Below are 23,373 nucleotides of genomic sequence, written 5' to 3'. Positions count from 1 at the left end.
GCTCGTCACTCGTCCTCGACGTAACGGGGACGAGCGATCGCCATGCCCGCCGCCGTCTGCACGGCGAGGGCGCCCAGCAGGAACCCGATCGGCGCGGTCCAACCACCGGTGGCCTCGTAGAGGATGCCGACCATCAGCGGGCCGAGGGCGGCGATCACGTAGCCGGTGCTCTGCGCGAACGCGGAGAGCGCGACGGTGCCCTCGGCGGTGCGGGCGCGCAGGCCGATGGCGGTCAGGATCATCGGGAACGCGCCCTGACCGATCGCCAGCAGGGCGACCCAGAGCAGCGCGGCACCGTGCGGTGCGAGGGCCAACCCCAGGTAGGCCAGCGTCGACGCGGTGGTCAGCCCGAGCACCAGCGGACGCAGGCTGCCCAGCCGGCCGGCCAGGGTGGGCATCAGCAGCGCGATCGGCACGCCGAGCGCGGTCACCCCGGCGAGCAGCAGCCCGGCCGACTCCGGCTGGTAGCCGGCGTCGCGGAACAGTTGGGCCAGCCAGCCCATGATCGCGTACCCGCTGAGCGACTGCGCCCCAAAGTAGACGGCCATCGCCCAGCCGAGCCGGGTCCGCGCCGGCCGGACCCGGGTGGGTGTGGCGACGGCCGCCGTCGGCGTCGCCCGCCGTGCCGCGGCGCGGGTCCGCAGCGCCAGCGGCACCCACGGGAGTACGGCCACCGCGGCCATCGCGGCCCAGACGCCGAGCCCGGCCCGCCACGACCCGAAGGCGTGCGCGATCGGCACCGAGGAGGCGGCGGCCACCGTGGTGCCCACCGTCAACGCCATCGTGTACGCCCCGGTGACCAGGCCGGTGCGGTGCGGGAAGTGCTGCTTGACGAGCATCGGCAGCAGGATGTTGGCGACCGCGATGCCGGACAGCGCCAGCGCGCTGGTGAGCACGAAGATCAAGGCCGAGTCGGTGACCACCCGGAGCACCTGGCCGACGGCGAGGGCGAGCATGGCGACCACCAGCACCCGGGCCGGTGCCACCCGGCGGACCAGCCACGGGGTGAGCGCGCCGAGGCCGGCGAACGCGATGGTGGGCAGGGTGGTGACCAGACCGGCGGTGGCGCCGGAGAGGCCCAGCCCGTCGCGGACCTCGTCGAGCAGCGCGCCGAGGCTCGTCACCACGGCCCGCAGGTTGAGCGCCACCAGCAGCATTCCGACCAGCACCAGCGCGCCACCGGTCGCCGGGTGCGTCCGCCGCCCGGCACCGGGGTCCCGCGTCGGGCGGGGGTCGGCGGTGGCGGGGGCGGGCAGCGCCGGAGCGGCGGTTGGTGGCGGGGTCATGACCGCTAACCTACAATCATGGGATGAATTTGGGACCGGTGATGTAACCAGTGCCACCGTCTGTGGAATTCCCCTCCGCGCCGCCCGCGCCGCCCCACGGCCAGCCGCCCGTCCCGCCGCGCGGCCATCGGGTCCGGCAGACCACCGAGCAACTCCGCGCCCGGATCCTCGGCGGCGAGTGGCCCGTCGGCGCGCGCATCCCCACCGAGCCCCAACTGGTCGCCGCGCTGGGTGTCGGGCGCAACACGGTCCGCGAGGCGGTCCGCGCCCTGGTGCACGCCGGGGTGCTCGAATGCCGGCAGGGCTCCGGCACCTACGTGGTGTCCACCGACGAACTGGCCCCCGTGGTCGCCCGCCGGCTCGGCGACGACCGGATGACCGAGGTCGTGGAGGTACGCCGCGCCTTCGAGGTGGAGGCCGCCCGGCTCGCCGCGCTGAGGCGTACCCCCGAGGACCTGGCGGCGCTCGACGGCGCGCTCGCCCAGCGCGAGGCCGCCTGGCACGGTGGCCAGGTCGACGCGTTCGTCGAGGCCGACGCGGCGCTGCACACGGCGGTGGTCGCCGCCGCGCACAACGCGATGCTCGCCGAGCTGTACGCCTCGGTGGGCACCGCCCTGCGCAGCACCGTCACCCAGGCCATGGGTGGGGCGCTCACCCCCGAGCGCTACGTCGACCACACCCGGCTGGTCGAGGCGATCCGGGTCGGCGATCCCGGCCGGGCGGCGCTCGAAGCCGGCGCTTTTCTGGAACCCGCCGTACGGGCATAGGTTGTGCCCGACAGAAAAGCGGACACCTCGGGAGTACGGATGCTCAAGGGTTTCAAAGACTTCATCATGCGCGGCAACGTCGTCGACCTGGCGGTCGGTGTCGTCATCGGCGCCGCGTTCACGGGCGTGGTCACCCAGCTCACCACCTCCTTCCTCAAGCCGTTGATCGCCTTGATCAGCGTGCTGATCACGGGCAGCGACAAGGGCATCGAAGGCACCGCCTGGGATATCGAGGGTGTCAAGTTCGACTGGGTGAGCTTCATCAACGCCGTGATCACTTTCGGTTTGACCGCGCTGGCGCTGTACTTCCTGGTCGTCTACCCGATGAACCGGCTGGCCGAGCGGCGCAAGCGGGGCGAGGAGCCGCCGCCCTCGGCGCCGAGCGAGGAGGTCAAGCTGCTCACCGAGATCCGGGACGCCCTGGTCTCCGCCGGTCACACCACCCCCGGCCAGCAGCGCGGGGCGCTGGACGACGTGCTGGGCCGCCGTCCCGAGCCGCCGACGCAGCGCTGACGCCGAACGGATGCACATCGGCCCCTGTGGGATTCCCGCAGGGGCCGCACCTTCTCGTACGTGTGTTCGATAGAGTCCCGCCATGGAGCAGCGAAAGCACTGGTGGAACGGGAAGTGGGGGCGACTGGCCCGGCGGGACGTCTTCCTGCGGGTGGACGCCGACCGATGGCATGTCGAGCAGCGCGCCGGTGGCGCCGAGGGCATCTCCCGTTTCTACGAGTACGGCAGTGCGGACGAGGCCGAGGACACCGTCCGGGCACTGCTCGACGGCCCGGACACCTGGCGCGAGCTGTCTCCCCGCCCGCCCGGCGGCTGGACCCTCCCGAACACCTGAGCGGGCTGCGTGTCGCTGGCGTGGCGGCCCGTCGCCCGCGACCTTGCGCGGGCCGCCTCCGCATCTGTCACCTCCGGGCCGGCGGCGTTTAGCGGCGTACCGCCCTGGGAACCGCAGCGGGATGGACCAGCAGGACGAGCAGCAGGCGACCATTTCACGGATCACCACCGGGATGCCGGTGGTCGACTCAGCCGGCACCGAGGTCGGAACCGTGGACCTCGTCCAGCGGGGCGACCCGAACGCGGTGACCGTCCAGACACCGACCGCCGACCCGGGCAGCAGCCTGGACGAGCTGATCGAGGCGACCGCGGTCGAGGAGCCGGACGTGCCGGCCGATCTGGCGGCGCGGCTGCTGCACAGCGGCTACCTGAAGGTCTCGACCGAGCTGACCCGCACCGGCGCGGTCTACGTACCGGCCGACCGGATCGGCTCGGTGGCCGACGGCCGGGTCCTCCTGGCCGTCGGGGTGGCCGACCTGCCGTCCGAGGAGTAGCCCGACGGCCCCGGCTCGGCGGGGGTGGCCTCGACCGGCGGGGCGGCTGGGCGGCGTTGGAAGAGCAGCAGCATCAGGCAGCCCGCGACCAGGCCCCAGAACGCGCCGCCCACGCCGATCAGCGTCACCCCGGACGCGGTCACCACGAAGGTGACCACGGCGGCCTCGCGGGTCGCCGGGTCGGTCACCGCCGAGGCGAGCGCGGTGGCGAGGGCGCCCAGCAGCGCCAGCCCGGCGACCGCCTCGATGAGGATCGGTGGGGCGACGGCGACAAGCGTGGTGGCCACCCCGGCGCCCAGGCCGAGCACTGCCAGGCCGGCGCCGGCGGTGACCGAGGCGATCCACCGGCGCTCCGGGTCGGGGTGCGCGTCGGGGCCGGCGGCCAGTGCTGCGGTGATCGCCGCGAGGTTCACCGCGTGTCCGCCGGCCGGGGCGGCGAGCAGGCTGGCCAGGCCGGTGGTGCGTAGCGCGGCGCCGAACGGCGGCCGGTAGCCGTAGCCGACCAGCACCGCCATGCCGGGTACGTTCTGCGCGGCCATGGTGACCAGGAACAGCGGCAGGGCCACCCCGACCAGGGCGGACGCGTTCCAGGCCGGCGCGGTCAGGGTGACCGACGGGATCAGCGCGGCACCGGTCAGACCGGCCGGCGGTGCGGTGAGCGCGATCGCCGCCACCGCCACCACCAGCGCACCGGGCACCGCCCAGCGGCGGGCGAACCGGTGCAGCACCAGCCAGGCGACCACTACCGGCCCGGCCACCACCGGCAGCTCGACGAGCGCGCGGACCGGGGCTGTGCACAGCGGCAGCAGCACCCCGGCGAGCATCGCGCCGGCCACCGGCTTGGGGATGGCGGCCACCGCCCGACCGAGTGGCGGGAACAGTCCGGCGGCGACGATCAGCACGCCGGAGACGAGGAAGGCGCCCACCGCCACCCGCCATCCGCCCGGTGGCGGCCCGGTCGCCACCAGCAGCGCCGCGCCCGGAGTGGACCAGGCGGCGCTCATCGGTATCCGGTACCGCCAGCCCAGCCAGGCCGCGGCGAGGCCGCTCGCCACGCAGAGCGCGAGCAGGCCGGAAGCGGCCTGCGCGTCCGACGCGCCAGCCGCTCGGAGCCCGGCCAGCACGACGGTGAACGAGCTGGCGAAGCCCACCAGCGCGGTCACCACCCCGGCCAGCACCGGTTGTACGGGTCCCGCCACTCCAACCCTCCCGACTGTTCCGTTTACGGAACGGCAGCGTGTAGCACCATAGCCGGATGCCACACCCACCACCAGCCCCGCGTCCGGGCCTCGACGTGGATCCCGCCGTCGTCGGACGCCGGGTCCGCGCCCTGCGCGAGGAGCGGGGGATCTCACTGTCCACACTCGCCCGGCTCGCCGGTGTCGGAAAGGCCACCCTCTCCGGCCTGGAGAACGGCACCCGCAACCCCACCCTGGAGACGCTCTGGGCGGTCACCGCGCAGCTCGGCGTACCGTTCACCGCCCTGCTGACCGAGCCGGCCGCCGGGCCGGTCGTGCACGGCACGGCGGTCACCGCCACCCTGCTGGAGGTGTTCGACGACACCGACGCGACCTACGAGCTGTACCGGATGCACGTCGCGCCGGGCGTCACCCAACTCTCCCCCGCCCACGCGTCCGGGGTCACCGAGCACGTCACCATCTTCGCCGGGGTGCTGCGCGCCGGGCCGGCCGACGCACCGCTGACCGCCCCGGCCGGCGGTCATCTGCGCTGGGTGTCGGACGTGCCGCACAGCTACGCGGCGGTGGGTGACGAGGAGGTCGCCGCCAGCCTGCTCCTGCGCTATCCGCGCCGCTGAGGGCGGGCCGACCGGTCACGCACCGTCGGGGCCGCCGACGAAAATCGCAATCATTTCTCGACCTAGGTAGGAGGCGTAGAGACGAATGCGGGTTGTTCTTGGCAAGCTTGACCCCATGACGCTGATCCTCCGCTCGGTCATCCTCAACGACATCGGCTTGGTGCGCACCAACAACGAGGACTCCGCCCTCGCCGGTGACCGCCTGATCGCCGTCGCCGACGGCATGGGCGGGCTGCCTGCGGGCGAGGTGGCGAGCGAGATCGTGATCCGGATCCTGGACGAGCTGGCTCCGCCGACCGACCCCGACGGCGCCGCCGACGCCCTGCGTGCCGTGGTCAGCACCGCCAACCAGCGCATCCACGCCGCGATCACCGTCGACCCGAGCCGGGACGGCATGGGGACGACGCTCACCGCAGCGCTGCTGGCCGGGGAGACGCTGGTGCTGGCCCAGGTGGGCGACTCCCGCTGCTACCTGCTGCGCGACGGGGAGCTGACCCAGCTCACCCGGGACGACACGTTCGTGCAGGCACTGGTCGATCAGGGCACCCTCTCGCCCGAGCAGGCCCGCCACCACCCGCAGCGGTCCCTGGTGACCCGGGCCGTGCAGGGCGCCGACACCCCGCCCGCTGTCGGTGTGCTCACCGTGGTCCCCGGCGACCGGCTGCTGCTGTGCAGCGACGGGCTCTCCGACTACGTCGAGGACGAGGCCATCGCGGCGGCCCTGGGCATGTACGCCGACCGCCAGCAGTGCGGCGAGCAGTTGGTGAAGCTGGCCCACCACGCCGGCGCACCGGACAACGTCACGGTCGTGGTCTCGGACGTCGTCACCCGCTGACCCGTACGGCTCACCCGGCGGCCGGCTCCGGGCCGGCCGTCCGGGGGCCGTCGGCAATAGTAGGTGGTTGTGCCATCTAGCTTGCGCCGCTACTGTCCACCGAGTGGATTCCGACCGGCGCGGGCAGTGGCTGCGGGGGGTGCTCGACATCTGCGTCCTGGCCCTGCTGTCCGAAGGCGAGTCCTACGGCTACCAGCTCGCCCAGGCGCTCGACACGGCGGGCGTCGGGCCGATCCAGGGCGGCACGCTCTATCCCGTGCTGCTGCGCCTGCAGAAGACCGGCCTGGTGACCGCGCAGTGGCGGGAGGGCAACGCCGGGCCGGCCCGCAAGTACTACCGGCTCACCGACGACGGGTACGCGGCGCTCCGCGCCGGCGGCAGCGCCTGGCTCACCTTCGTCCGGCCGGTGAACGACATCGTCACGAAGGGGGTCACCCGGTGAACGCCGACGATTGGCTGCGTACGCTCACGGCCGAGCTGCACCAGCGGCGGGTCGCGGCGGACGCCGCGCGGCACGTGGTCGCCGAGGCCGCCACGCACCTGCGCGAGGGAGGCGGCGACCCCTGGGTCGTCTTCGGCCCTCCCCAGCAGTACGCGGGCGCCGTCGTGGAGAGCATCGGCACCGCGCCCGGACCGCGCCCCGGGCCGGTCCGGCTGCACGCCGCCGGCATCACCAAGAGGTACGGACGGCGGAGCGTGCTGCGCGACGCCACACTGACGGTCCGGGCCGGACAGATCGCCGCCGTCATCGGCGCGAACGGCTGCGGCAAGAGCACCTTCCTCCGGATCTGCGCCGGCCTGATGTCACCGGACGCCGGTGAGGTCACCGTCTCCGGGCGGCTCGGCTACTGCCCGCAGTCCGGCGGCACCGCCGACTTCCTGCTCGCCGACGAACACTTCGTGCTCGTCGGCGCCGGTCAGGGCGTGGCCCGTGGCCCGGCCCGCCGCGCCGGTCGGGCGGCTGCCCGGCAGCTCGGTTGGGAAGCGGGCGGGGACGTGCAGGCCCGCCACCTGTCCGGCGGCACCCGGCAGAAGCTCAACCTGACCATGTCCACGCTCAGCGCGCCCGACGTGCTGCTGCTCGACGAGCCGTACCAGGGCTTCGACCAGGGCACGTACGTCAACTTCTGGGACCAGCTCAGCAGGTTGCGCGACACCGGCACCGCCATCGTCGTGGTGACCCACCTGCTCAACCAACTCGACCGGGTGGACATCGTGCTCGACCTGACCCCGGCGCGGGAGACCGGGTGGCACGCGCCCGGCATTCAGGGAGGTCGCCCGTGAACCGCCTCGTCACCGTCGCCGAGATGACACTGCGGGAGCTGCTGCGGCGTCGGGGCGTACTCCTGCTGTTGCTGTTGATGCCGTTGACCTTCTACCTGATCAGGCGGGACGGCTACCTCGGGCAGTCGGTTCGCTCGCTGCTGCTCGGCGTGGGCTGGGCGGTGAGCACCGCCGCGCTGTTCGCCACCACCGCGGCTCGCGAGCTGGAACCGAGGCTGCGGCTGGCCGGCTACCGTCCACACCACCTCTATCTCGGACGGATGCTCGGCCTGTGGACGGTGGGGTTGGTCATCTCCGTGCCGTTCTTCCTGCTGCCGATGATCGACGGCGCGGACCTGCGGTACGGCGGCCTGGCGGCGGCGATGCTCTGTTCCGTCGCGGTGGCCGCGCCGTTCGGGATGTTGATCGGTGCGCTGCTGCCCCGCGAGTTGGAGGGCACGCTGCTGCTGCTCACCGTGGTGACGGTGCAGATGCTGATCGACCCGGCCGGGTCGGGGGCGAGGTTGACGCCGTTCTGGTCGAGTCGGGAGATCGCCACCTGGACTGTCGACAACACCGACCAGGGCTACCTCTCCCGGGGGTTGCTGCACGGGCTCGTCGTCACCGCGCTGTTGGCAGTTGGCGTGGCCACGGTGGCCAGCGTCCGCCTGCGCCGCCGCCGGCACCTGCGGCACCTGCCGGTCGGGTGACCGTCGCACGGCGCGCGGATCGGGCCAATCCGGTTGCTGCGATTCGCGCGGCGGGTTGAGATGGGCGAATGACCATCCGCCGGGTGACCGATGACGACCGTCTCACCACCAGCTTCCCGCTGGCCGCATACGCCTTCGAGTCCTCGCCACTGAGCGCTGCCCGGACGGCCGAGTTCCGCGACTACCTGCCCTACAACCAGGGCAACCGGACGCTCATCGCCGAGGAGGACGGCACCACGTTGGCCGCCGTCTCGGCCATTCCGATGCGGCAGAACCTGCGCGGGGTGGTGCTGCCCATGGCCGGGGTCGCCGGGGTGGCGACCCATCCGTTGGCCCGCCGGCAGGGACACGTCCGGACGTTGCTGCACCAGCTCCTCGACGAGATGCGCGACGAGGGTCATCCGCTCAGCGCGCTCTATCCGTTCCGGCCCAGCTTCTACGCCCGGTTCGGCTACGTCGGGCTACCCAAGCCCCGCCGGGTCACCTTCGCCCCGGCCAACCTGGGCTCGCTGCTCCGGGTGGACCTGCCCGGCGAGGTGAGCTGGGAACGCATCGCCGCCGGATATCCCGCGTGGCGGGCGTTCACCGAACGCAACCTCCGGGAACGGCACGGCTTCGCGATCTTCCCGGACTACCGGGCGGTCGGGATGCGCGACCGTGACGAATACTGGCTGCTCACCGCCCGGGTGGCCGGGGAGGTCACCGGCGCGGTGACGTACCGGATCGACGAACACGGTGGCACGCTGCACGGCAACGAACTGCTGGTCACCGATCCGCTCGCGCGGGCGCTGCTGCTGCAGTTCTTCGCCCGGCACGTGGACCAGATCGAACGGGTCACCGTCCAGGTGCCGCCCGACGAGTTGCCCGAACTGTGGCTGACCGACCTGGACGTGCACGTCGAGGCCCGCACGGTCGTGCCGGGCGCGTCCGCGCCGATGGCCCGGCTGCTGTTGCTTGACGCGTTGCGCGGGCTGCCCGCCGGGCCGGGCCGGGTCCGGGTCGAGCTGACCGGGGACCGCTGGCTGGCCGGCACCCACCTGCTCGACGGCACGACCGGCGCGCTGGAGCTGGTCGACGACAGCACCGGCCGCGCGCCGACCGCCACGCTCACCGCCGCCGGGCTCTCCGCCCTCGCGTACGGGGTGCTGGACCCGGCCGAGCTGCCGCTGCGCGGTCTGGGTGAGGTGCCGGGGGACGCCGCAGTGGAGCTGCGCGGCCTGTTCCCCCGCCGGGTGCCGTACCTCTTCGCCGACTTCTGAGCCCTGCTCGGGATGGCGTCTTAGCAGTGCATTAAGCCGGCTCGGCGGATTCGTCACGGCGCGGTCGCGGCTCCTAGCATCACCTGGTGCGCATGACGTCGCTTGCCGCTCTCCTCGTCCTCGGTATCGCCGCCGCGACCCTGCCCGGCTGTGCACCCGACGACCCGGGCCCCGCCTTCGAGGCCGGCTCGACCGCTTCGTCGACCGCAGCACCGACCGGGGGTCAGAGCGCAGCGCCGCAGGCTCGGGACGGCCTCGGAGGCCCCGGGGCCAGCGCGAGCCCGAAGCCCGCCAACAAGGTGCTCACGGCCGGCAACCCGAACGGCAGGGCCACCGTACCGGCCGAGGCCCGGGCGGTGGACACCTCGAAGCCGACCCGGACCATCGGCACCGGCACCGCGGCGAGCTGCACCTCGGCGGCGGTGGTGAAGGCGGTGGCGGCCGGCGGTGTCATCACGTTCAACTGTGGACCGGCCCCGGTGACCATCAAGATGACCGCCACCGCGAAGGTCCGCAACGCCAACGGGCCGAAGGTCGTGCTGGACGGCGGCGGCACTGTCACGTTGAGCGGCCAGGGGCAGCGCCGGATCCTCTACCTGAACACCTGCGACCAGGCCCAGGGCTTCACCACCTCGCACTGCCAGAACCAGGATCACCCGCAGCTCACCGTGCAGAACCTGACCTTTGCCGACGGCAACTCCACGGGCGAGAAGGCCGAGGGCGGCGGCGGTGGGGCGATCTTCGTACGAGGCGGGCGGCTGAAGGTGGTCAACTCGCGCTTCGTCCGCAACCGCTGCGACCGGACCGGCCCGGATCTGGGTGGCGCGGCCGTGCGGGTGCTGAGCCAGTACGAGAACAAGCCGGTGTACGTGGTGGGCAGCACCTTCGACGGCGGTTCCTGCTCCAACGGAGGGGCGCTGAGCAGCATCGGCGTGTCGTGGGTGGTGCTGAACAGTCTGCTGAGGAACAACGAGGCGATCGGCAACGGTGCCAACCCGGCGAAGTCCGGCACGCCCGGCGGCGGCAGCGGCGGCGCGATCTACTGCGACGGCAACGAGTTCACCGTACGGATCGCCGGCACCATCATCGAGAACAACAAGGCCAACGAGGGCGGCGGCGCGGTCTTCTTCGTGAGCAACAACCGCACCGGCACGATGAGGATCGAAAACTCGACGCTGCGCCGCAACCCCAGCGCCACGTTCGAGACCCGCGGCTTCCCCGGCATCTTCTTCCTGGGCGCCCGCAACCCCACAGTGACAGCCTCCAAGCTCTCCTGACCCGAACCCCCTGCCGGCCCGCGCCTGCACCGCCGGTGATCAAGAGATTTCGGTTCCCGGGGCGGCGATTGTTGACGAAACGTCTTGATCAACACACCGGGGTGGGGGTCAGTAGGGGTTCCCCTGGCCTGGAGGACGGGAGCGCAGGAGGGCGGCGGGTCGGCCGGGCAGGTCCCGGGCGCCGGACATCGGTGGGCTCGCCGTGTGGTCGCCGTCGGCCATGCCGGCGAAGAGTTCCCTGAGCGCCGTCAGCGCACTGACCTTGGGCTGCCAGCCCAGCTCGGTCTCCGCGCGCTCGCTGGACATCAACGGGGCGTTCAGACCCAGCTCCACCCAGCCCGCGTCGACCGGTTGCAGCCGCGCCCGCCAGGTCAGCGCGGCCGCCGCCCGCAGCACCGGCGCGGCGACCGGCACCGTCCAACCGTGGAAGTGCCGGGCCACCAGCTCCGGAGTGAGCACCGGGTCCGCGGCGACGTTGAAGGCACCGCGCGCATCACCCAACACCGCCCGGGCGTACGCATCAGCCACGTCATCGGCGTGCACCGCCTGCATCCGCAACCGGCGGTTGGTCGGCACCAGCGGGATCCGGCCGAAGCGCAACAGCCGCACCGGCGCCAGCGGGCCGAGGAAGTACCGCGTGATCTCCGCACCGGCCGCCCGCTGGAAGATCAACCCAGGTCGCATGCGCACCACCCGCAGCGTCGGGTGATCGCGCTCGACCTGGTCCAGCAGCGCCTCCACCTCGGCCTTGTGCTCGCTGTACGACGAGCCGGGCACACCGGTCGCTGGCCACCGCTCACTGATCGGGTGGTCCTTCGGGCCGGGCGCGTAGGTGCCGACCGACGAGGCGTACACCAGGGCCGGCACGCGCGCCCCGACCACCGCGTCGATCACCGCCCGGCTGCCCTCGACGTTGGTCCGGCGCAGCACCCGCTGGTCGTGGCTGGGCTGGATCTGCCAGGCCAGGTGCACCACCGCGTCCGCACCCGCGAACACCTCGGCGAGCTGACCGGTCGCGCCCGGCGCGCCGATGTCGCAGGAGTGCCACTCCACCTGGTCGTACGGCTCACCGGCGTCCGGGCCGGGCAACCGTCGTACGACCCCGGCCAGCTCCACGCCCCGCTCCCGGCGCAGCCGCCGCAGCAGCGCCGTACCGACGTTGCCACTGGCCCCCACCACCACGATCCGCATGCCCGACCCCGTACCCGCCCAGCCGCAGCTCAACCACCCATCCGCAGCGCCCCTCGCAGCGCGCGGCCCTCGCCCCGCGCCCTTGATCGACTCGGCTTCCTGAAAGTCGGGGCATCACCGCGCGCAGCACACCCCGACTTCCTGAATGCCGAGTCGATCAGGGGCGAGGCCAGCGCCGCGTCGCCGATCCGGCGACGTCAGGTCCCAGTCGTTGCGGTCGAACGGTGTCCGCAGGTCGGGCAGGCCTTGTCGAGCACCTGTCGACGTACGCTCCGGTGGCGTGCGGCCTGGCCGGCGAGGGCCGCTGCCAGCAGCGCCGCACCGACAAGAAGGATCGTCCCGGTTGTGGTGGCGTAGGCCGCCGAACTCGGTCCGCCTCCCCGGCTGCCCCAGATCCCTTGGCTGAGCTGGTCGGCACCGAACAGGCCGGCCGGGGCGGCGAGCAGCAGGGCCGCCCAGAGGCCGGCGTCGTCGGCTCGCAGCGCGCGACCGAGCCCGACGAGCAGGACCAGCATGAACATCAACCCCCCGGCCATCGCCAGCAGCTCGGGCGTCGAGCCGTACGACGTGAACATGTTGCCGCCGTTCTCGGCGGCGCTGAATGCCACGGACGCGGCCGCCACAGCGCCGGCCGTGAGCGGCGGCAGGCTACGCGCGACCCAGCCGGGATGGGCGGGCAGTGCGAGCGTGGCCAGGCCGAGCGCGACGGCAGGGACCAGCACGAACATCGGCGGTCGGGGTTGTCCGGCGAGGGCGGCCACGGGCGGCACGGCGATGGTCAGGAGGAGACCGCAGGCTGCGGCGATTCGGGTCCAGGAGCCGGGCAGCACAGTGGCGGTGAGGCCGACGAGCAGCCAGCCCAGCCAGATGACGGCGCCGAGGGTCTGGAACGGGCCGACCGGGTCCAGTCCGGCGAAGCGGGGATCTTCGAACTCGACCTGCAGGAGGAAGAACGCGGCGACCGCGGCGAGGGTGCTCAGCGCGGCAGTCGCGGCCAGCGGGAAAGCGACGGCCAGCCCAAGGGCGCCGTACCCCCGTAGTCGCTCCCGAATTCCGGCGCCGAGCAGGTCGAGGGCGTCGTGCGGGGATGGCCAGCGCCGACCCGGTTCGACGGTGTCGAGGTACGTCCCGACGATCTCGTCGCCCCGCTCGGCCTGGTAGTCAGCCGGGTAGGCCCAGAGCAGTCGCCGGTAGCGGGACTCCAGCGGCGACCCGGCCTGCTCCGGGGCAGGGTTGGGCTGGTTCATGCCGGGCCTCCGGTCGGTCGAAGGATGGGGCGGGCCGCCGTTCCGGGGACGGTGAACGGGCCGCGTGCGGTGCCGCCAGCGGTGCGGGTGCCCGCAGGTCGAACAGCCAACCGCTTGGCGGCGGCCTCGACGTTGCGGCGCAGACGTTCGGTCTCGGCGGTGAGCACTGACCGGCCCGCGTCGGTGAGCCGGTAGTAGCGGCGCAGCCGTCCCTCGACGACCTCCTCGCGGTCCCGCTCGACCAGCCCTTCGTCGGTGAGGCGGTCGAGTGCGCCGTAGAGGGTGCCGGGCCGCAGTGCCAGCCGCCCGCCGGAGAGGGCCGCGACGTCGCTGATGATGCCGTAACCGTGCATGGACTCCCGCGCGAGGGCGGTGAGGATCAGGAAGGTGGGTTCCCGCAGTGGCGTGGGTGTGGCCATGGCCCTCAATATATCGGTGACGAAGCTATACCGGTGGCAAAGTGGTGCAGACGTTCCTTCCAACACCGACGCCGCCCCGGTCTTAGATCAACATCGCTGAACCAGAGCGGGGGCGGACATCAGCCGGGGCGAAGACGTTCGGGTAACCTGAGCGCGCGGGCCGCTAGCTCAATGGCAGAGCTGTGGACTTTTAATCCATAGGTTCAGGGTTCGAGTCCCTGGCGGCCCACCGCATAACGTGATCTCACTCTTGACCTGCTCTTCCATGGTTCGCATGCCTGAGGAATGGCCAGGTAGGCAAGGGTTTCGCCCGTGGCGCCGGCGGTCATTACCGAGCGTGTATAGCCTGAGCTATAGTTGTCCGGTGACCAATGGGCCAGCCCACCGCTGGGCGATCAGGACGACAGGCGATGTCCGTGACTGGTTACGCGCCCTGCGTCAGACCGATCCTGAGACGTACCGGTCCGTGAACGTGGCGATCGACATGCTCGCCGAGACCGGTCCGGGTCTGGGGCGTCCGCTGGTCGACACTCTCCGGGGTTCGAGCATCAGCAACCTCAAGGAGTTGCGGCCGAGATCTGGCCGCGACGTCGCCATCCGGCTTCTGTTCGTCTTCGACCCTTGGTCGCAGGCGGTGCTGTTGGTCGCTGGCAACAAGGCCGGAGACTGGACGCGGTGGTACGAGAACGCGATCCCGATCGCCGAGGTCGCCTACGAGGGTTGGCTCGCCTTCGAGAGAAAACGGAGGGAAGGTTGATGGTCGACTTCCATGACTGGGACGACATCCGCGCCGAGTTGCACGATGGGGACGACGACGCGCTCGATGCGGAACGTGCCCGCACCGAGGCGTGGGTCGGCGCGTTCCACCTCGCCGAGGAGCGCAAGCGACTCGGTCTTACCCAGCGGCAGGTGGCCGAGCTGATGGGAGTCACACCCGGCAGGGTGAGCCAGATCGAGAACGGCGACCTGGACGCCAACGAGGTGGCGACCCTCAGTCGGTACGCGCGAGCACTGGGCGCCCGGATGCGGATCATCTTTGACTACGGCAGCGACCTCCGGCAGATCGCCTGACCTCCGCGAGTAGCCGACATCGTGAACGACGGGCTAGTCGTTCTAGCGAACCGCGCCGGTCGGCAAGTCGAGGTCACAGAGCATCGTCGGACGCCCGGCCCACTCCGTTCCAGCTCAGCGGCCCTCTATGGGGCCCGCTGTTCTTGTGATCCGGGCCGGTACAGCAACGAAGTACAGCAGTAGCCGCCTACAGACCTGATGACGTAAACGAATCACGAGTCAGCGGTCGAGCGCGCTGCCGAGCCGCTTGAGGGCGTCGCTGGTGGCCGCCGAGGAGACCACCGTGTAGATCTCCATGGTGATGGCGAACTGCGCGTGCCGGAGGATCTGCATCGTTTCGATCCAGCTCAGCGGAGGCGTTCACGGCCGCCGCGCTTCCGGATGCCCGGGGCGGGCGGTGACCGTGGGGCCACGGTCACCGCCCGGATGGTCGTTCCTGCCTGAGGTTCACCCACCGCAGCCAGGGCCGGGGTCTGCGCGTCGACGGGGGAGCCGCAGCCGGTATTGCTAGGACGTGACCCGGAAGGTGGCGGTCTGGCGGTCCGCCGCCGACGAGCTCGCGTTGAGGGGGTCGATGCGCAGCACGTTGTTGCTGTGCCGGAGGTAACGGTCGGGGAAGTTGTAGGAGCGGAACGAGGACCAAGAGCTGTCGGCCAGCCCGGCGGTGCGGTAGAAGGTCGCGTCGGCCCGGAAGAGCGAGGTGTTGTCGTTGGCGGCGAGCTGTGCCACGTAGCCGCTGTGCCGCAGGTAGTTGCCGGGGCGGTTCACCGACTCGAAGGACACCGCGGCGGAGTCGGCAAGGCCGGGAACCATCCGCCACATCTGGTCCTGGTACGGGTCGAACGGGTAGGGGTCGAGGCGGACCGCGCCGTTGGAGTGCCGTACGAAGTAGTCGGGCAGGTTGGAGGACTTCAGCCGGACCCAGTTCGGGGCGCCCCAGCGGCTGATCGCGGCGTTGTACTCGGCGTCGGTGATGCCGGTGATCGAGCCGTGCTTGGAGTTCAGCGGCGGCGTGTAGTCGCGCTGGTTCATGACCGACCACGAGTTGCCACCGACGTTGCTGGTCGACCAGAGGTACATGTCGTTGTTGACCGGGGAGAACGAGTCGCCCCACAGCCACCAGGCGCCGCCGTCGTTGCGCGGGACCAGGTGCGACCCCTCGATGGCGTTGCCCTGCCGCAGGCCGCTGGTGTAGGTGGTGAAGCTGTTGGGGGCGCCGGTGCTGGAACGAGCGCCGTACAGGTTCCCGTTCGCGAGGTTCTTGTAGAACATGTACGTGACACCGCCACTGACCCGGATGTCCGCGTCGAGGATGGGGAAGCCCGGGCTGAAGTAGGTCTGCGGCGCGCTCACCGTGCGGAAGTCGGAGGTGTAGTTGACCAGGAAAAGGTCCGTGCTGGTGTTGGCGGAGTAGACGATGGCGTACTGGCCGCGTCCGGCGTCCCAGAACACCGTCGGCGCCCAGGTGTGCACGTTGCTGTAGGTATGCATCTGGATCCGCCGATACCCGGTGAAGCTCGTCAGGTCCGTCGAGTCGTACACGTGCAGGTACTGGCTGTTGCGTCCAAAGTTGGTGCCGTACAGGTCGGTGGCGACCACCACGAACGTGCCGTCCTGCTTACGGTGGATGTACGGGTCGCGCAGGCCGAGGTCGCCGGCGGTCGGGGTGACCACCGGGTTGTTCTGGTTCAGCGGGGTCCAGTTGAGGCCGTCCCGGCTCACGGCGAGGTGCAGGCCGTAGTTGGCCCCGGTGAAGCTCGGCGACTCGGTGAAGTAGGTCATCGCGTAGGCCGTGTAGGTGGCCGCCAGGGCCGGCCGCGCGCCGAGGGAGAGCCCGGTCGTGGTGAGTGCGGTGGAGGCGAGTGCCCCCAGAGTGAACTGCCGTCGGGTCATCGTCATGGCTGTTGGCTTTCTGGTCGCAGGGCGCGGAGATGGACTCGGGCAAAGAGGTGGCCCGTGTTCGTGTCGGGCCCGTCGCCGCGTTACGGCCCTGGCATACGGGCTCTGGTCGAGCAGAACGGACAGCGCCGCCGGGCTCGGGGCGCCGCCCGCCCAGGTCGTGGACCAAGCCGCGACCCGGACATGAAGGACAGCGTGTCGTGGCACGTGACATGCATGTGAATTGATGTTATCGATAACATAACCTGCCCGCTACATCGCCGCAAGGTTAATCAGCGCGGTCGGGCGCCGCCCTCGTGGAACTACCCCTGCCGGGCCGACAGCGCATCGATTATTACGACTTGACGAACATCGTGTTATCGCTCACAGTCGATACGCGAGTTGCCGGGTTGGCCTGGGGCCGGGGCCAATCGTCGCGTCTCAACTCAGGGTGTCGCTCCAGCGGGCATGCGCATGCCCTGGTGGGCGACCCAATCAGATGGCCCCGGCAGCTGCGCTTCATCGCTGCGCCCCCGCCCGGCACGCCGTTCGGTCCGACCATCACCATTGGAGGAAACATGGTTGCTCTCGCAGGGCTCCTGTCACCCGCGTCGTTCCGGCGACGGGGGTGGATAGCCCGAGTCACCGCCGCGGCTGCGGCGACAGTGCTGGTGGGTGGCGCGGCGGTCGCGGTGAGCTCGACACCGGCCGCCGCCGCGACCGTGGACACCAGCGCCTGGTACGTGCTGGTCAACCGCAACAGCGGCAAGGCGCTGGACGTCTACAACCTGGCCACGAACGACGGTGCCCGGATCACTCAGTGGACCCGGAACAACGGCAACCAGCAGCAGTGGCAGTTCGTGGACTCCGGTGGCGGTTTCTACCGCTTGAAGTCGCGGCTGTCGGGCAAGGTGCTGGACGTCTCCGGCGTGTCGACGGCCGACGGCGCGGCGGTGGTGCAGTGGTCGGACGTCAACGGCACCAATCAGCAGTTCCAGCTGGCGGACTCCGCAGGTGGGTACGTGCGACTGCTCGCCCGGCACTCCAGCAAGGCCGTGGAGGTGCAGGGCGCCTCGACCGCCGACGGCGCGAACATCGTGCAGTACGCCGACTGGGGCGGCAACAACCAGCAGTGGCAACTCGTCCGGGTGGACGGCGGCGGGCCAACCACCCCTCCGCCGGGCGGCGGCACCTCGGGTTGCGGTAAGGCGGCCGGCATCACCAGTGGTACGCACACCATCACCAGCTCCGGCAAGAGCCGCAGCTTCATCCTGCGCGTCCCGGCCAACTACCAGCAGAACAACCAGTACCGGCTGGTCTTCGGGTTCCACTGGTGGGGTGGCACCGCAGTGGACGTGGACACCGGCCAGACTGTGGACCGCAACACCTGGTCCTACTACGGGCTCCAGCGGTTGGCGAACAACAGCACGATCTTCGTCGCACCGCAGGGCATCGGCAACGGTTGGGCCAACTCCGGCGGTGAGGATGTGACGTTCGTCGACGACATGCTGAGCCGGATCGAGGGGGCGCTGTGCGTCAACACGCGTCAGCGGTACTCGATCGGCTTCAGCTACGGCGGCGCGATGAGCTTCTCACTGGCCTGCTCCCGGCCGAACATCTTCCGGGCGGTCGTGGTGCAGTCCTCTCCGGGCACGTTGAGCGGATGCAGCGGCGGCACCCAGCCCGTCGCGTACATGGGTGTGCACGGCATCGGTGACAACATCGCCAGCGGACGGTCGCTGCGTGACCGGTTCGTCACCAACAACGGCTGCACCCCGCAGTCACCCCGTGAACCGTCGGCGGGCAGCCTGACCCACGTCGTCACCACCTACGCCGGCTGCCGGTCGGGGTACCCGGTGGTGTGGGCCGCTTTCGACGGGGGACACATCGCCGCGCCCCAGGACGGCGCCGGCGGCGACAGCGGGCCCCGCACCTGGGTTCCCGCGGCGGCGTGGAGCTTCATCACGCAGTTCCAGTGACAGCATCGACGGTAGCGCCGTAGCGGGCTGGTCGGCACGCCCCGCCGACCGGCGAGCGACACGGCCATGACCGTCATCGGCGGGCTCCTGGCGTCGGGCGTTCCCCACGCTCCGCGAGCCAGGGGCCCGCCGGGTGCGACGGCGTGACGTTTGGCAGGTCACCGCTCGCCACACACCGGCACCTGCTCGATGTGAGCGTTAAAGGACTTGATGTGCGGGGGTTGCGCCGCAGCTCTACTGGAGTCACCTATTGACATCGACGATTGTCGTCCTGTTACATGACGGTTACCGGGCCATGTTAGCGATAACAGAACATCAACGATCCGGCCGGCGGGTGCCCGCGATCGCCTCGAACAGGCGTCGCCTCGGTGCCGGCCGCGGATGCCCACGACAGCCGGCGAACGCGGACCACGAGTGTCCGGGTGCGTCGCTGGCCAACACCTCCGGGCGCGCATCGGGCGACCCCAGCCTGCTCGCGCTACAGCTGCCGCCAGGCTGACCCGGTTCCGGGTCACTCCGGCGCACGAGCCACGTCCCGGTCCTGCACGCCCCCACGCGCGCACCGCACCGGCAGCGAGCAGAGGCGAGTCGCCGGCCCCACCGTCCTCCGGCCGGAGAGCGCCAGCTCCGAGCCACGAGAAGGGATGTCACCGATGGATCCAACCACCCCGCACTTCAGCCGCCGACGGCTGCTGACCACCGTCGGACTCACCGGAATCGCCACGGCCACCGGCCTGTCCCGGATGGGGCTGGCCCTGGCCACCGAAGGGCCGCAGAGCTACACCCCCACCTGGGCGTCCGTCGACCAGCACCCGCCGGCGCCCGAGTGGTTCCAGGATGCCAAGTTCGGCATCTACTACCACTGGGGGGTGTACAGCGTCCCGGCGTTCGCCAACGAGTGGTACCCGCGCAACATGTACAACAACGGCTCCGGCGAGAACAACCACCACAAGAGCGTGTACGGCGACCCGGCGGCGTGGCCGTACCACAACTTCATCAACGGGGCGCGGGACAAGGCAGGCAACTTCGTACAGTTCGCCCCGAAGCTCAAATCCGCGGGCGGCAACTGGGACCCCAACGAGTGGGCGCAGTTGTTCGTTGACGCCGGGGCGAGGTTCGCCGGGCCGGTGGCGGAGCACCACGACGGCTTCTCGATGTGGAACAGCCAGGTCAACGAGTGGAACTCGGTGGCCCGGGGGCCACGCCTGGACCTGCTGCGGTTGCAGGCGGACGCCATCCGGGGCAAGGGACTCAAGCTGTGGGCGTCGCTGCACCACGCGTTCAACTTCACCGGCTTCTTCCAGTGGGCGCCGTCCCAGTCCGACGCCAGCCTGCGCAAGCTGTACGGCCAGCTCGGCGCCACCGCCGAGTACCAGCTCTGGTACGACAAGCTGCGCGAGGTCATCGACGGCTACCAGCCGGACATCATCTACCAGGACTTCGACCTGTCCAAGATCCCCGAGTCGCACCGGCTGAACTTCCTGTCGTACTACTACAACAAGGCCGTCGCCTGGAACAAGGACGTCGTCGCCACCTACAAGGACGGCTTCAACAACCGTGGTGAGGTCTACGACTTCGAACGCGGCGGTCCAGCAGCCATCCAGACGCCGTACTGGCTGACCGACGACAGCGTGTCCAGCTCCAGCTGGTGCTACACCCAGGGCCTCGGCTACTACTCCACCAAGTCACTGTTGCACGCGCTCATCGACCGGATCAGCAAGAACGGCACGATGGTGCTCAACATCGCGCCGATGGCCGACGGCACCATCCCCGCCAGCCAGCGCACCATCCTGCAGGGCTTCGGCGACCACCTGCGGCGGTTCGGGGAAGCGGTCTACTCCACCCGCGCCTGGGCGGTGCACGGCGAGGGGCCCACCCAGATGGGCGGCGGTTCCTTCCAGACCCCCCGCGAGGGCAACGGCCAGGACATCCGCTTCACCCGGACCAAGGACAACACCGTCCTGTACGCCACGGTGCTCGGTTGGCCGGGCGCCACCTTGCACATCACCACGTTGGGCTCCAACCGGATCAACCTCAGCACCCTGACCTCGGCGCGGCTGCTCGGTTCGACGGCCGGCACGTACATCGACCTGCCCAACCGCACCCAGGACGGCTCCGGGCTGCACCTGACCATGCCGTCGTCCACGGCACCGTACAGCGCCCTGGCGTACGTGGTGAAGCTGACCTTCTCGGGCCAGATTCCCGCGCTCGGCTCCGGCCCCACCCCCACCGGGTACGTGAAGATCGCCAACGGGGCGACGGGTCTGGTGCTGGACAGCGGTGGGAGCGTCGCCTCGGGCTCGGTGGTGAAGCAGTGGAACGACGTCAGCAGCACCAACCTGCAGTGGCAGTTGGTCGACGTCGGCGGCGGCTACTACCGCATCGTGAACCGGACCAACGGCATGGTCCTGGACAGCTGGGGCAACGCCGCGAACGGGGCCAGCGCCCTGCAGGCACCGTGGAACGGTGGGAACAACCAGCAGTGGCGGCTGAACAGCGTGGGCAACGGCCGCAACCAGATCATCAACCGGGGCACCGGCACGGCGCTGGACGGTCTGGGCAGTGCCACCTCCGGCTCCACTGTGGCCATGTGGGCCCCGAACGGCAGCGCCAACAACCAGTGGAGCATCACCGCCGTCTGATTCCGGTCAGGGGTCGACGGCGCAGGTCGTGACCTGTCGGATCAACGTGTTGCCCGACCAGCACCACACCCGCACCGGGATGCCGGTGCGGGTGTGGTGGGTCGGCGCACGGGCCGGTACGCGCAACGCGCGTACCGGCCGACGGAGTCCAACTCCGGTGCGTCAGGAGACCGGAACCGGTTCCACCTCGTTCTCGGGCACCGGCGCGGGGCCACGCGAACGGGCCTGGCGGCGTTCCCGACGACCTTCCACCATCGTGTAGAGGACCGGGATCAGGACCCGGGTGAGCAGGGTGGAGGTGAGGAGGCCGCCGATGACGACGACGGCCAGCGGGGTGGAGATGAACCCACCCTCACCGGTGGTGCCCAGCGCCATCGGCAAGAGGGCGAAGATGGTCGCCAGCGCGGTCATCAGGATGGGGCGCAACTGGCGCTGACCGCCCTCCACCACCGCTTCGGCGACGCTCATCCCCCGCTCGCGGTACTGGTTGACCAGGTCCATCAGCGCGATGGCGTTGGTGACGACGATGCCGATCAGCATCAGGATGCCGATCAGCGCGGCGACCCCGAGCGGCGTGCCGGTGACCAGTAGCAGGGCAAACGCGCCGATGAACGCGAACGGGATGGACACCAGCAGGATCAGGGTCTGGCGGATGCGGTTGGCCTGGTTGGATTCTTCTCGGCGTGCTGTTCCTCCTCGCGGGATCATTGACGATGGCTCTGGTCCGACGACAGGTGGACGGGTCTCTGTCGTCTGCCTAGAGACTGCCGCTCCGGCATGCACCACCTGCGATTCGACGCCGTTGCTGGAGCAGGAGAAGCCCGAAGGCGCCCGATATCGCGACGGCGGTCAGGCCAAGGACGGCTGCGGCTGGGACTCCTCGGGTAGCGCCGTAACCCGCGCCTGCCGCGACAATTCCGGCGGCGCTCGCCGCTGCCGACACCTGGGGCAGTGTGAGCATCGGGAGCACGCCGGGTGCCGACCACGTGAACAGGCCTCTGACAAGGATGGCGCCCAGCGCGACAAGGCAAGGCCACATCATCCAACGAGCGTCCGTTGACCTGCCGGTGTCTACCGCGAACCAACCAAACAGCAGCACGATCGCGGCCGGGAGGATCACCAGGTGCATCGCGACGGCTAGGTTCCGGCGATGGAGCCTTCGATATTGCCTGGCCAGGTGCCGTGCAGGGGCACTGTCCGGATTCACGGTGAGCGCCCGCCCGATGAGCTCCTTGAACCGCGCTATGTCGCGATCGACCTCGATGACGTTCCGGGCGAGCAGGCTCAGCGCCTCGTGGTCATCGGGTGCAAGCTCCACCGCGCGCTTCGCGTCGGCATACGACTCCCCGTCCCGCTTGAGCATAAGAAGAGCGAGCGCCCGGTAGCGGTAGGCAGCCACGTCCTCGGGGTCGATGTCGATTGCTCGACCAGCCGCATCGACCGCAGCGGCATGTTCGCCGAGTCCGATCAGGGCGCCGGCGAGGCGGCGCCAGGCGATGCCGTCATCCGGGTGCGCGTTCAGGTGCTCGCGCAGCAGTTCGATGGCGGGCCCGAACTGCTCGGCCCGAACCAGCTCGCGCGCACGCGCGACCGCATCATCACCGTTACCGGACTGCGGTTCCATGCCGCTGCTCCCCATCCCCGCCTGATCAGCCAGTGAAGAAGTATCACCCAGATCGGTGAACGCCCGTCAGTGTGGAAGTGTCACATAGGTCCTGATACCGCTCTGTCACGCGGGTCCCGAGCCCGGACAGCCGGCTGCCGGACGCAGCCGTACCCACGGGTGCACCGCCAGCGCGGCCAGGAGCCAGACGCACCGAGGTACAATTTTCTGTACTTTCCTGGAGGTGGCTATGCGGACCGTGAACTTCACCCAGCTACGGCAGAACCTGGCCGCCGAACTCGACAGCGTCATCAACGACGCCGAAGAAGTGGTGGTGACCCGATCCGGCCACGAGCCCGTGGTGATCGTGCCACTTGCGGAATACGAGTCGATGAAGGAGACCGAGTACCTCCTACGCAACCCGGCCAACGCCGCCGCGCTGCGCCGGTCGATGGCAGAGCTTGAAGAAGGCGATGCGGCCGAGCGGGATCTGATCGACCCGGCCTCCGTCCGGGACGTCGCGTGAGGCTGGTCTTCACCGCGACGGCCTGGAGTCAGTACCTCAGCCACACGGACCGGAAGCTGGTCAAGCGCATCAACGATCTCATCGCGGACGTGATGCGCAACGGATACGAGGGCATCGGAAAGCCAGAGCCCCTTCGGGGAGAGCTGTCCGGCTTCTGGTCCCGCCGGATCGACCGCGAGCACCGACTGGTGCATCGGATCAGCAAGGACGACGTCGAGATCATCGCCTGCCGGTACCACTACGGCGACCGTTAGCGGACCGGAC

At 70.5% G+C, this 23,373-nt stretch carries 24 protein-coding genes, 1 tRNA gene and 1 pseudogene; 18 read left to right on the top strand and 8 right to left on the bottom strand.

The genetic code is table 11. The annotated features are described in order from the left end of the window. Positions 1-5: 5 nt before the first annotated feature. Entirely contained in the window at positions 6-1,286 is a 1,281-nt protein-coding gene (locus tag QCZ28_RS00515; protein ID WP_279514665.1) for an MFS transporter, read from the bottom strand. Positions 1,287-1,348: 62 nt separating this feature from the next. On the opposite strand from QCZ28_RS00515, the gene QCZ28_RS00510 reads away from it, so the two are divergent. From QCZ28_RS00510 to QCZ28_RS00495, 4 genes are all read left to right on the top strand, one after another. Continuing rightward, positions 1,349-2,053, top strand: coding sequence for a FadR/GntR family transcriptional regulator (locus QCZ28_RS00510; protein ID WP_279514664.1), 705 nt, complete (start codon positions 1,349-1,351; stop codon positions 2,051-2,053). 39 nt (positions 2,054-2,092) lie between these two features. Further along, positions 2,093-2,566 carry a large conductance mechanosensitive channel protein MscL gene (mscL, locus tag QCZ28_RS00505; protein WP_279514663.1) on the top strand — a complete coding sequence of 158 codons (474 nt, stop codon included), beginning with the start codon at positions 2,093-2,095 and terminating at the stop codon, positions 2,564-2,566. A gap of 82 nt (positions 2,567-2,648) precedes the next feature. Continuing rightward, positions 2,649-2,900, top strand: coding sequence for a hypothetical protein (locus QCZ28_RS00500; protein ID WP_030332357.1), 252 nt, complete (start codon positions 2,649-2,651; stop codon positions 2,898-2,900). A gap of 121 nt (positions 2,901-3,021) precedes the next feature. Further along, on the top strand, positions 3,022-3,393 hold the full coding sequence (locus QCZ28_RS00495; protein WP_279514661.1) for a hypothetical protein: 372 nt from the start codon (positions 3,022-3,024) through the stop codon (positions 3,391-3,393). Here QCZ28_RS00495 and QCZ28_RS00490 read toward each other — a convergent pair. Beyond that, positions 3,306-4,592 (bottom strand): benzoate/H(+) symporter BenE family transporter, encoded by a 1,287-nt coding sequence (locus QCZ28_RS00490; protein WP_279514660.1) that lies wholly within the window; start codon positions 4,590-4,592, stop codon positions 3,306-3,308. The genes QCZ28_RS00495 and QCZ28_RS00490 overlap by 88 nt on opposite strands. 56 nt (positions 4,593-4,648) lie before the next feature. Between QCZ28_RS00490 and QCZ28_RS00485 the strand changes: the two genes are divergently transcribed. The 7 genes from QCZ28_RS00485 (at position 4,649) to QCZ28_RS00455 (ending at position 10,553) form a co-directional block, all read left to right on the top strand. Next, positions 4,649-5,209 (top strand): XRE family transcriptional regulator, encoded by a 561-nt coding sequence (locus QCZ28_RS00485; RefSeq protein ID WP_279514659.1) that lies wholly within the window; start codon positions 4,649-4,651, stop codon positions 5,207-5,209. 115 nt (positions 5,210-5,324) lie between these two features. Next, the gene (locus tag QCZ28_RS00480) at positions 5,325-6,044 is read left to right on the top strand and encodes a protein phosphatase 2C domain-containing protein (protein ID WP_030332349.1); all 720 of its coding nucleotides are present in this window, start codon (positions 5,325-5,327) and stop codon (positions 6,042-6,044) included. Positions 6,045-6,147: 103 nt separating this feature from the next. After that, positions 6,148-6,486: a PadR family transcriptional regulator gene (locus tag QCZ28_RS00475; RefSeq protein WP_279514658.1), complete on the top strand. Its 339-nt coding sequence runs from the start codon at positions 6,148-6,150 to the stop codon at positions 6,484-6,486. Then, positions 6,483-7,328: an ATP-binding cassette domain-containing protein gene (locus QCZ28_RS00470; RefSeq protein WP_279514657.1), complete on the top strand. Its 846-nt coding sequence runs from the start codon at positions 6,483-6,485 to the stop codon at positions 7,326-7,328. The genes QCZ28_RS00475 and QCZ28_RS00470 overlap by 4 nt, the downstream gene beginning before the upstream one ends. Then, the gene (locus QCZ28_RS00465) at positions 7,325-8,017 is read left to right on the top strand and encodes a hypothetical protein (RefSeq protein WP_279514656.1); all 693 of its coding nucleotides are present in this window, start codon (positions 7,325-7,327) and stop codon (positions 8,015-8,017) included. Before QCZ28_RS00470 ends, QCZ28_RS00465 begins: the two co-directional genes overlap by 4 nt. A 68-nt stretch (positions 8,018-8,085) precedes the next feature. Further along, positions 8,086-9,276 carry a GNAT family N-acetyltransferase gene (locus QCZ28_RS00460; protein WP_279514655.1) on the top strand — a complete coding sequence of 397 codons (1,191 nt, stop codon included), beginning with the start codon at positions 8,086-8,088 and terminating at the stop codon, positions 9,274-9,276. Positions 9,277-9,368: 92 nt separating this feature from the next. Next, entirely contained in the window at positions 9,369-10,553 is a 1,185-nt protein-coding gene (locus QCZ28_RS00455) for a hypothetical protein (protein ID WP_279515271.1), read from the top strand. A 108-nt stretch (positions 10,554-10,661) separates the two neighbouring features. On the opposite strand, the gene QCZ28_RS00450 is transcribed toward QCZ28_RS00455, so the two are convergent. The 3 genes from QCZ28_RS00450 to QCZ28_RS00440 form a co-directional block, all read right to left on the bottom strand. Continuing rightward, a complete protein-coding gene (locus QCZ28_RS00450; RefSeq protein WP_279514654.1) occupies positions 10,662-11,744 on the bottom strand; it encodes an NAD-dependent epimerase/dehydratase family protein in 1,083 nt (360 codons plus the stop codon). Positions 11,745-11,941: 197 nt separating this feature from the next. Then, on the bottom strand, positions 11,942-12,991 hold the full coding sequence (locus QCZ28_RS00445) for a GlsB/YeaQ/YmgE family stress response membrane protein (RefSeq protein ID WP_279514653.1): 1,050 nt from the start codon (positions 12,989-12,991) through the stop codon (positions 11,942-11,944). Beyond that, positions 12,988-13,410, bottom strand: a complete 423-nt coding sequence (locus QCZ28_RS00440; protein ID WP_279514652.1) for a PadR family transcriptional regulator — start codon at positions 13,408-13,410, stop codon at positions 12,988-12,990. The genes QCZ28_RS00445 and QCZ28_RS00440 overlap by 4 nt, the downstream gene beginning before the upstream one ends. A 157-nt stretch (positions 13,411-13,567) precedes the next feature. On the opposite strand from QCZ28_RS00440, the gene QCZ28_RS00435 reads away from it, so the two are divergent. From QCZ28_RS00435 to QCZ28_RS00425, 3 genes are all read left to right on the top strand, one after another. Then, positions 13,568-13,639 (top strand) — tRNA-Lys (locus tag QCZ28_RS00435). 135 nt (positions 13,640-13,774) lie between these two features. Next, positions 13,775-14,167, top strand: a complete 393-nt coding sequence (locus tag QCZ28_RS00430; RefSeq protein ID WP_279514651.1) for a type II toxin-antitoxin system RelE/ParE family toxin — start codon at positions 13,775-13,777, stop codon at positions 14,165-14,167. After that, positions 14,167-14,481 (top strand): helix-turn-helix transcriptional regulator, encoded by a 315-nt coding sequence (locus QCZ28_RS00425; RefSeq protein WP_088642010.1) that lies wholly within the window; start codon positions 14,167-14,169, stop codon positions 14,479-14,481. The genes QCZ28_RS00430 and QCZ28_RS00425 overlap by 1 nt, the downstream gene beginning before the upstream one ends. A gap of 507 nt (positions 14,482-14,988) precedes the next feature. On the opposite strand, the gene QCZ28_RS00420 is transcribed toward QCZ28_RS00425, so the two are convergent. Further along, positions 14,989-16,380, bottom strand: a complete 1,392-nt coding sequence (locus QCZ28_RS00420) for a glycoside hydrolase family 43 protein (protein ID WP_279514650.1) — start codon at positions 16,378-16,380, stop codon at positions 14,989-14,991. A 557-nt stretch (positions 16,381-16,937) separates the two neighbouring features. Here QCZ28_RS00420 and QCZ28_RS00415 point away from each other — a divergent pair. Both QCZ28_RS00415 and QCZ28_RS00410 read left to right on the top strand, forming a co-directional pair. Beyond that, complete coding sequence (locus QCZ28_RS00415; protein ID WP_279514649.1) at positions 16,938-18,338, top strand: RICIN domain-containing protein; 1,401 nt, start codon at positions 16,938-16,940, stop codon at positions 18,336-18,338. Positions 18,339-18,991: 653 nt separating this feature from the next. Then, entirely contained in the window at positions 18,992-20,980 is a 1,989-nt protein-coding gene (locus tag QCZ28_RS00410; RefSeq protein WP_279514648.1) for an alpha-L-fucosidase, read from the top strand. A gap of 249 nt (positions 20,981-21,229) precedes the next feature. Here QCZ28_RS00410 and QCZ28_RS00405 read toward each other — a convergent pair. Then, a pseudogene (locus tag QCZ28_RS00405) lies at positions 21,230-21,634 on the bottom strand (efflux RND transporter permease subunit); the annotation flags it as partial. 103 nt (positions 21,635-21,737) lie between these two features. Beyond that, entirely contained in the window at positions 21,738-22,604 is an 867-nt protein-coding gene (locus tag QCZ28_RS00400) for a tetratricopeptide repeat protein (RefSeq protein ID WP_279514647.1), read from the bottom strand. 229 nt (positions 22,605-22,833) lie between these two features. Between QCZ28_RS00400 and QCZ28_RS00395 the strand changes: the two genes are divergently transcribed. Together QCZ28_RS00395 and QCZ28_RS00390 are read left to right on the top strand one after the other, a co-directional pair. Further along, complete coding sequence (locus QCZ28_RS00395; RefSeq protein WP_279515270.1) at positions 22,834-23,109, top strand: type II toxin-antitoxin system prevent-host-death family antitoxin; 276 nt, start codon at positions 22,834-22,836, stop codon at positions 23,107-23,109. After that, positions 23,106-23,363 (top strand): Txe/YoeB family addiction module toxin, encoded by a 258-nt coding sequence (locus tag QCZ28_RS00390; protein WP_279514646.1) that lies wholly within the window; start codon positions 23,106-23,108, stop codon positions 23,361-23,363. The genes QCZ28_RS00395 and QCZ28_RS00390 overlap by 4 nt, the downstream gene beginning before the upstream one ends. Positions 23,364-23,373: the final 10 nt, after the last annotated feature.

Origin of the sequence: Micromonospora sp. DH14, from assembly GCF_029809455.1 — a bacterium.
Lineage (GTDB): Bacteria > Actinomycetota > Actinomycetes > Mycobacteriales > Micromonosporaceae > Micromonospora > Micromonospora parva.
Note: the sequence above shows the minus strand (reverse complement) of the source record. Positions and strands in the feature narration are given on the sequence as shown.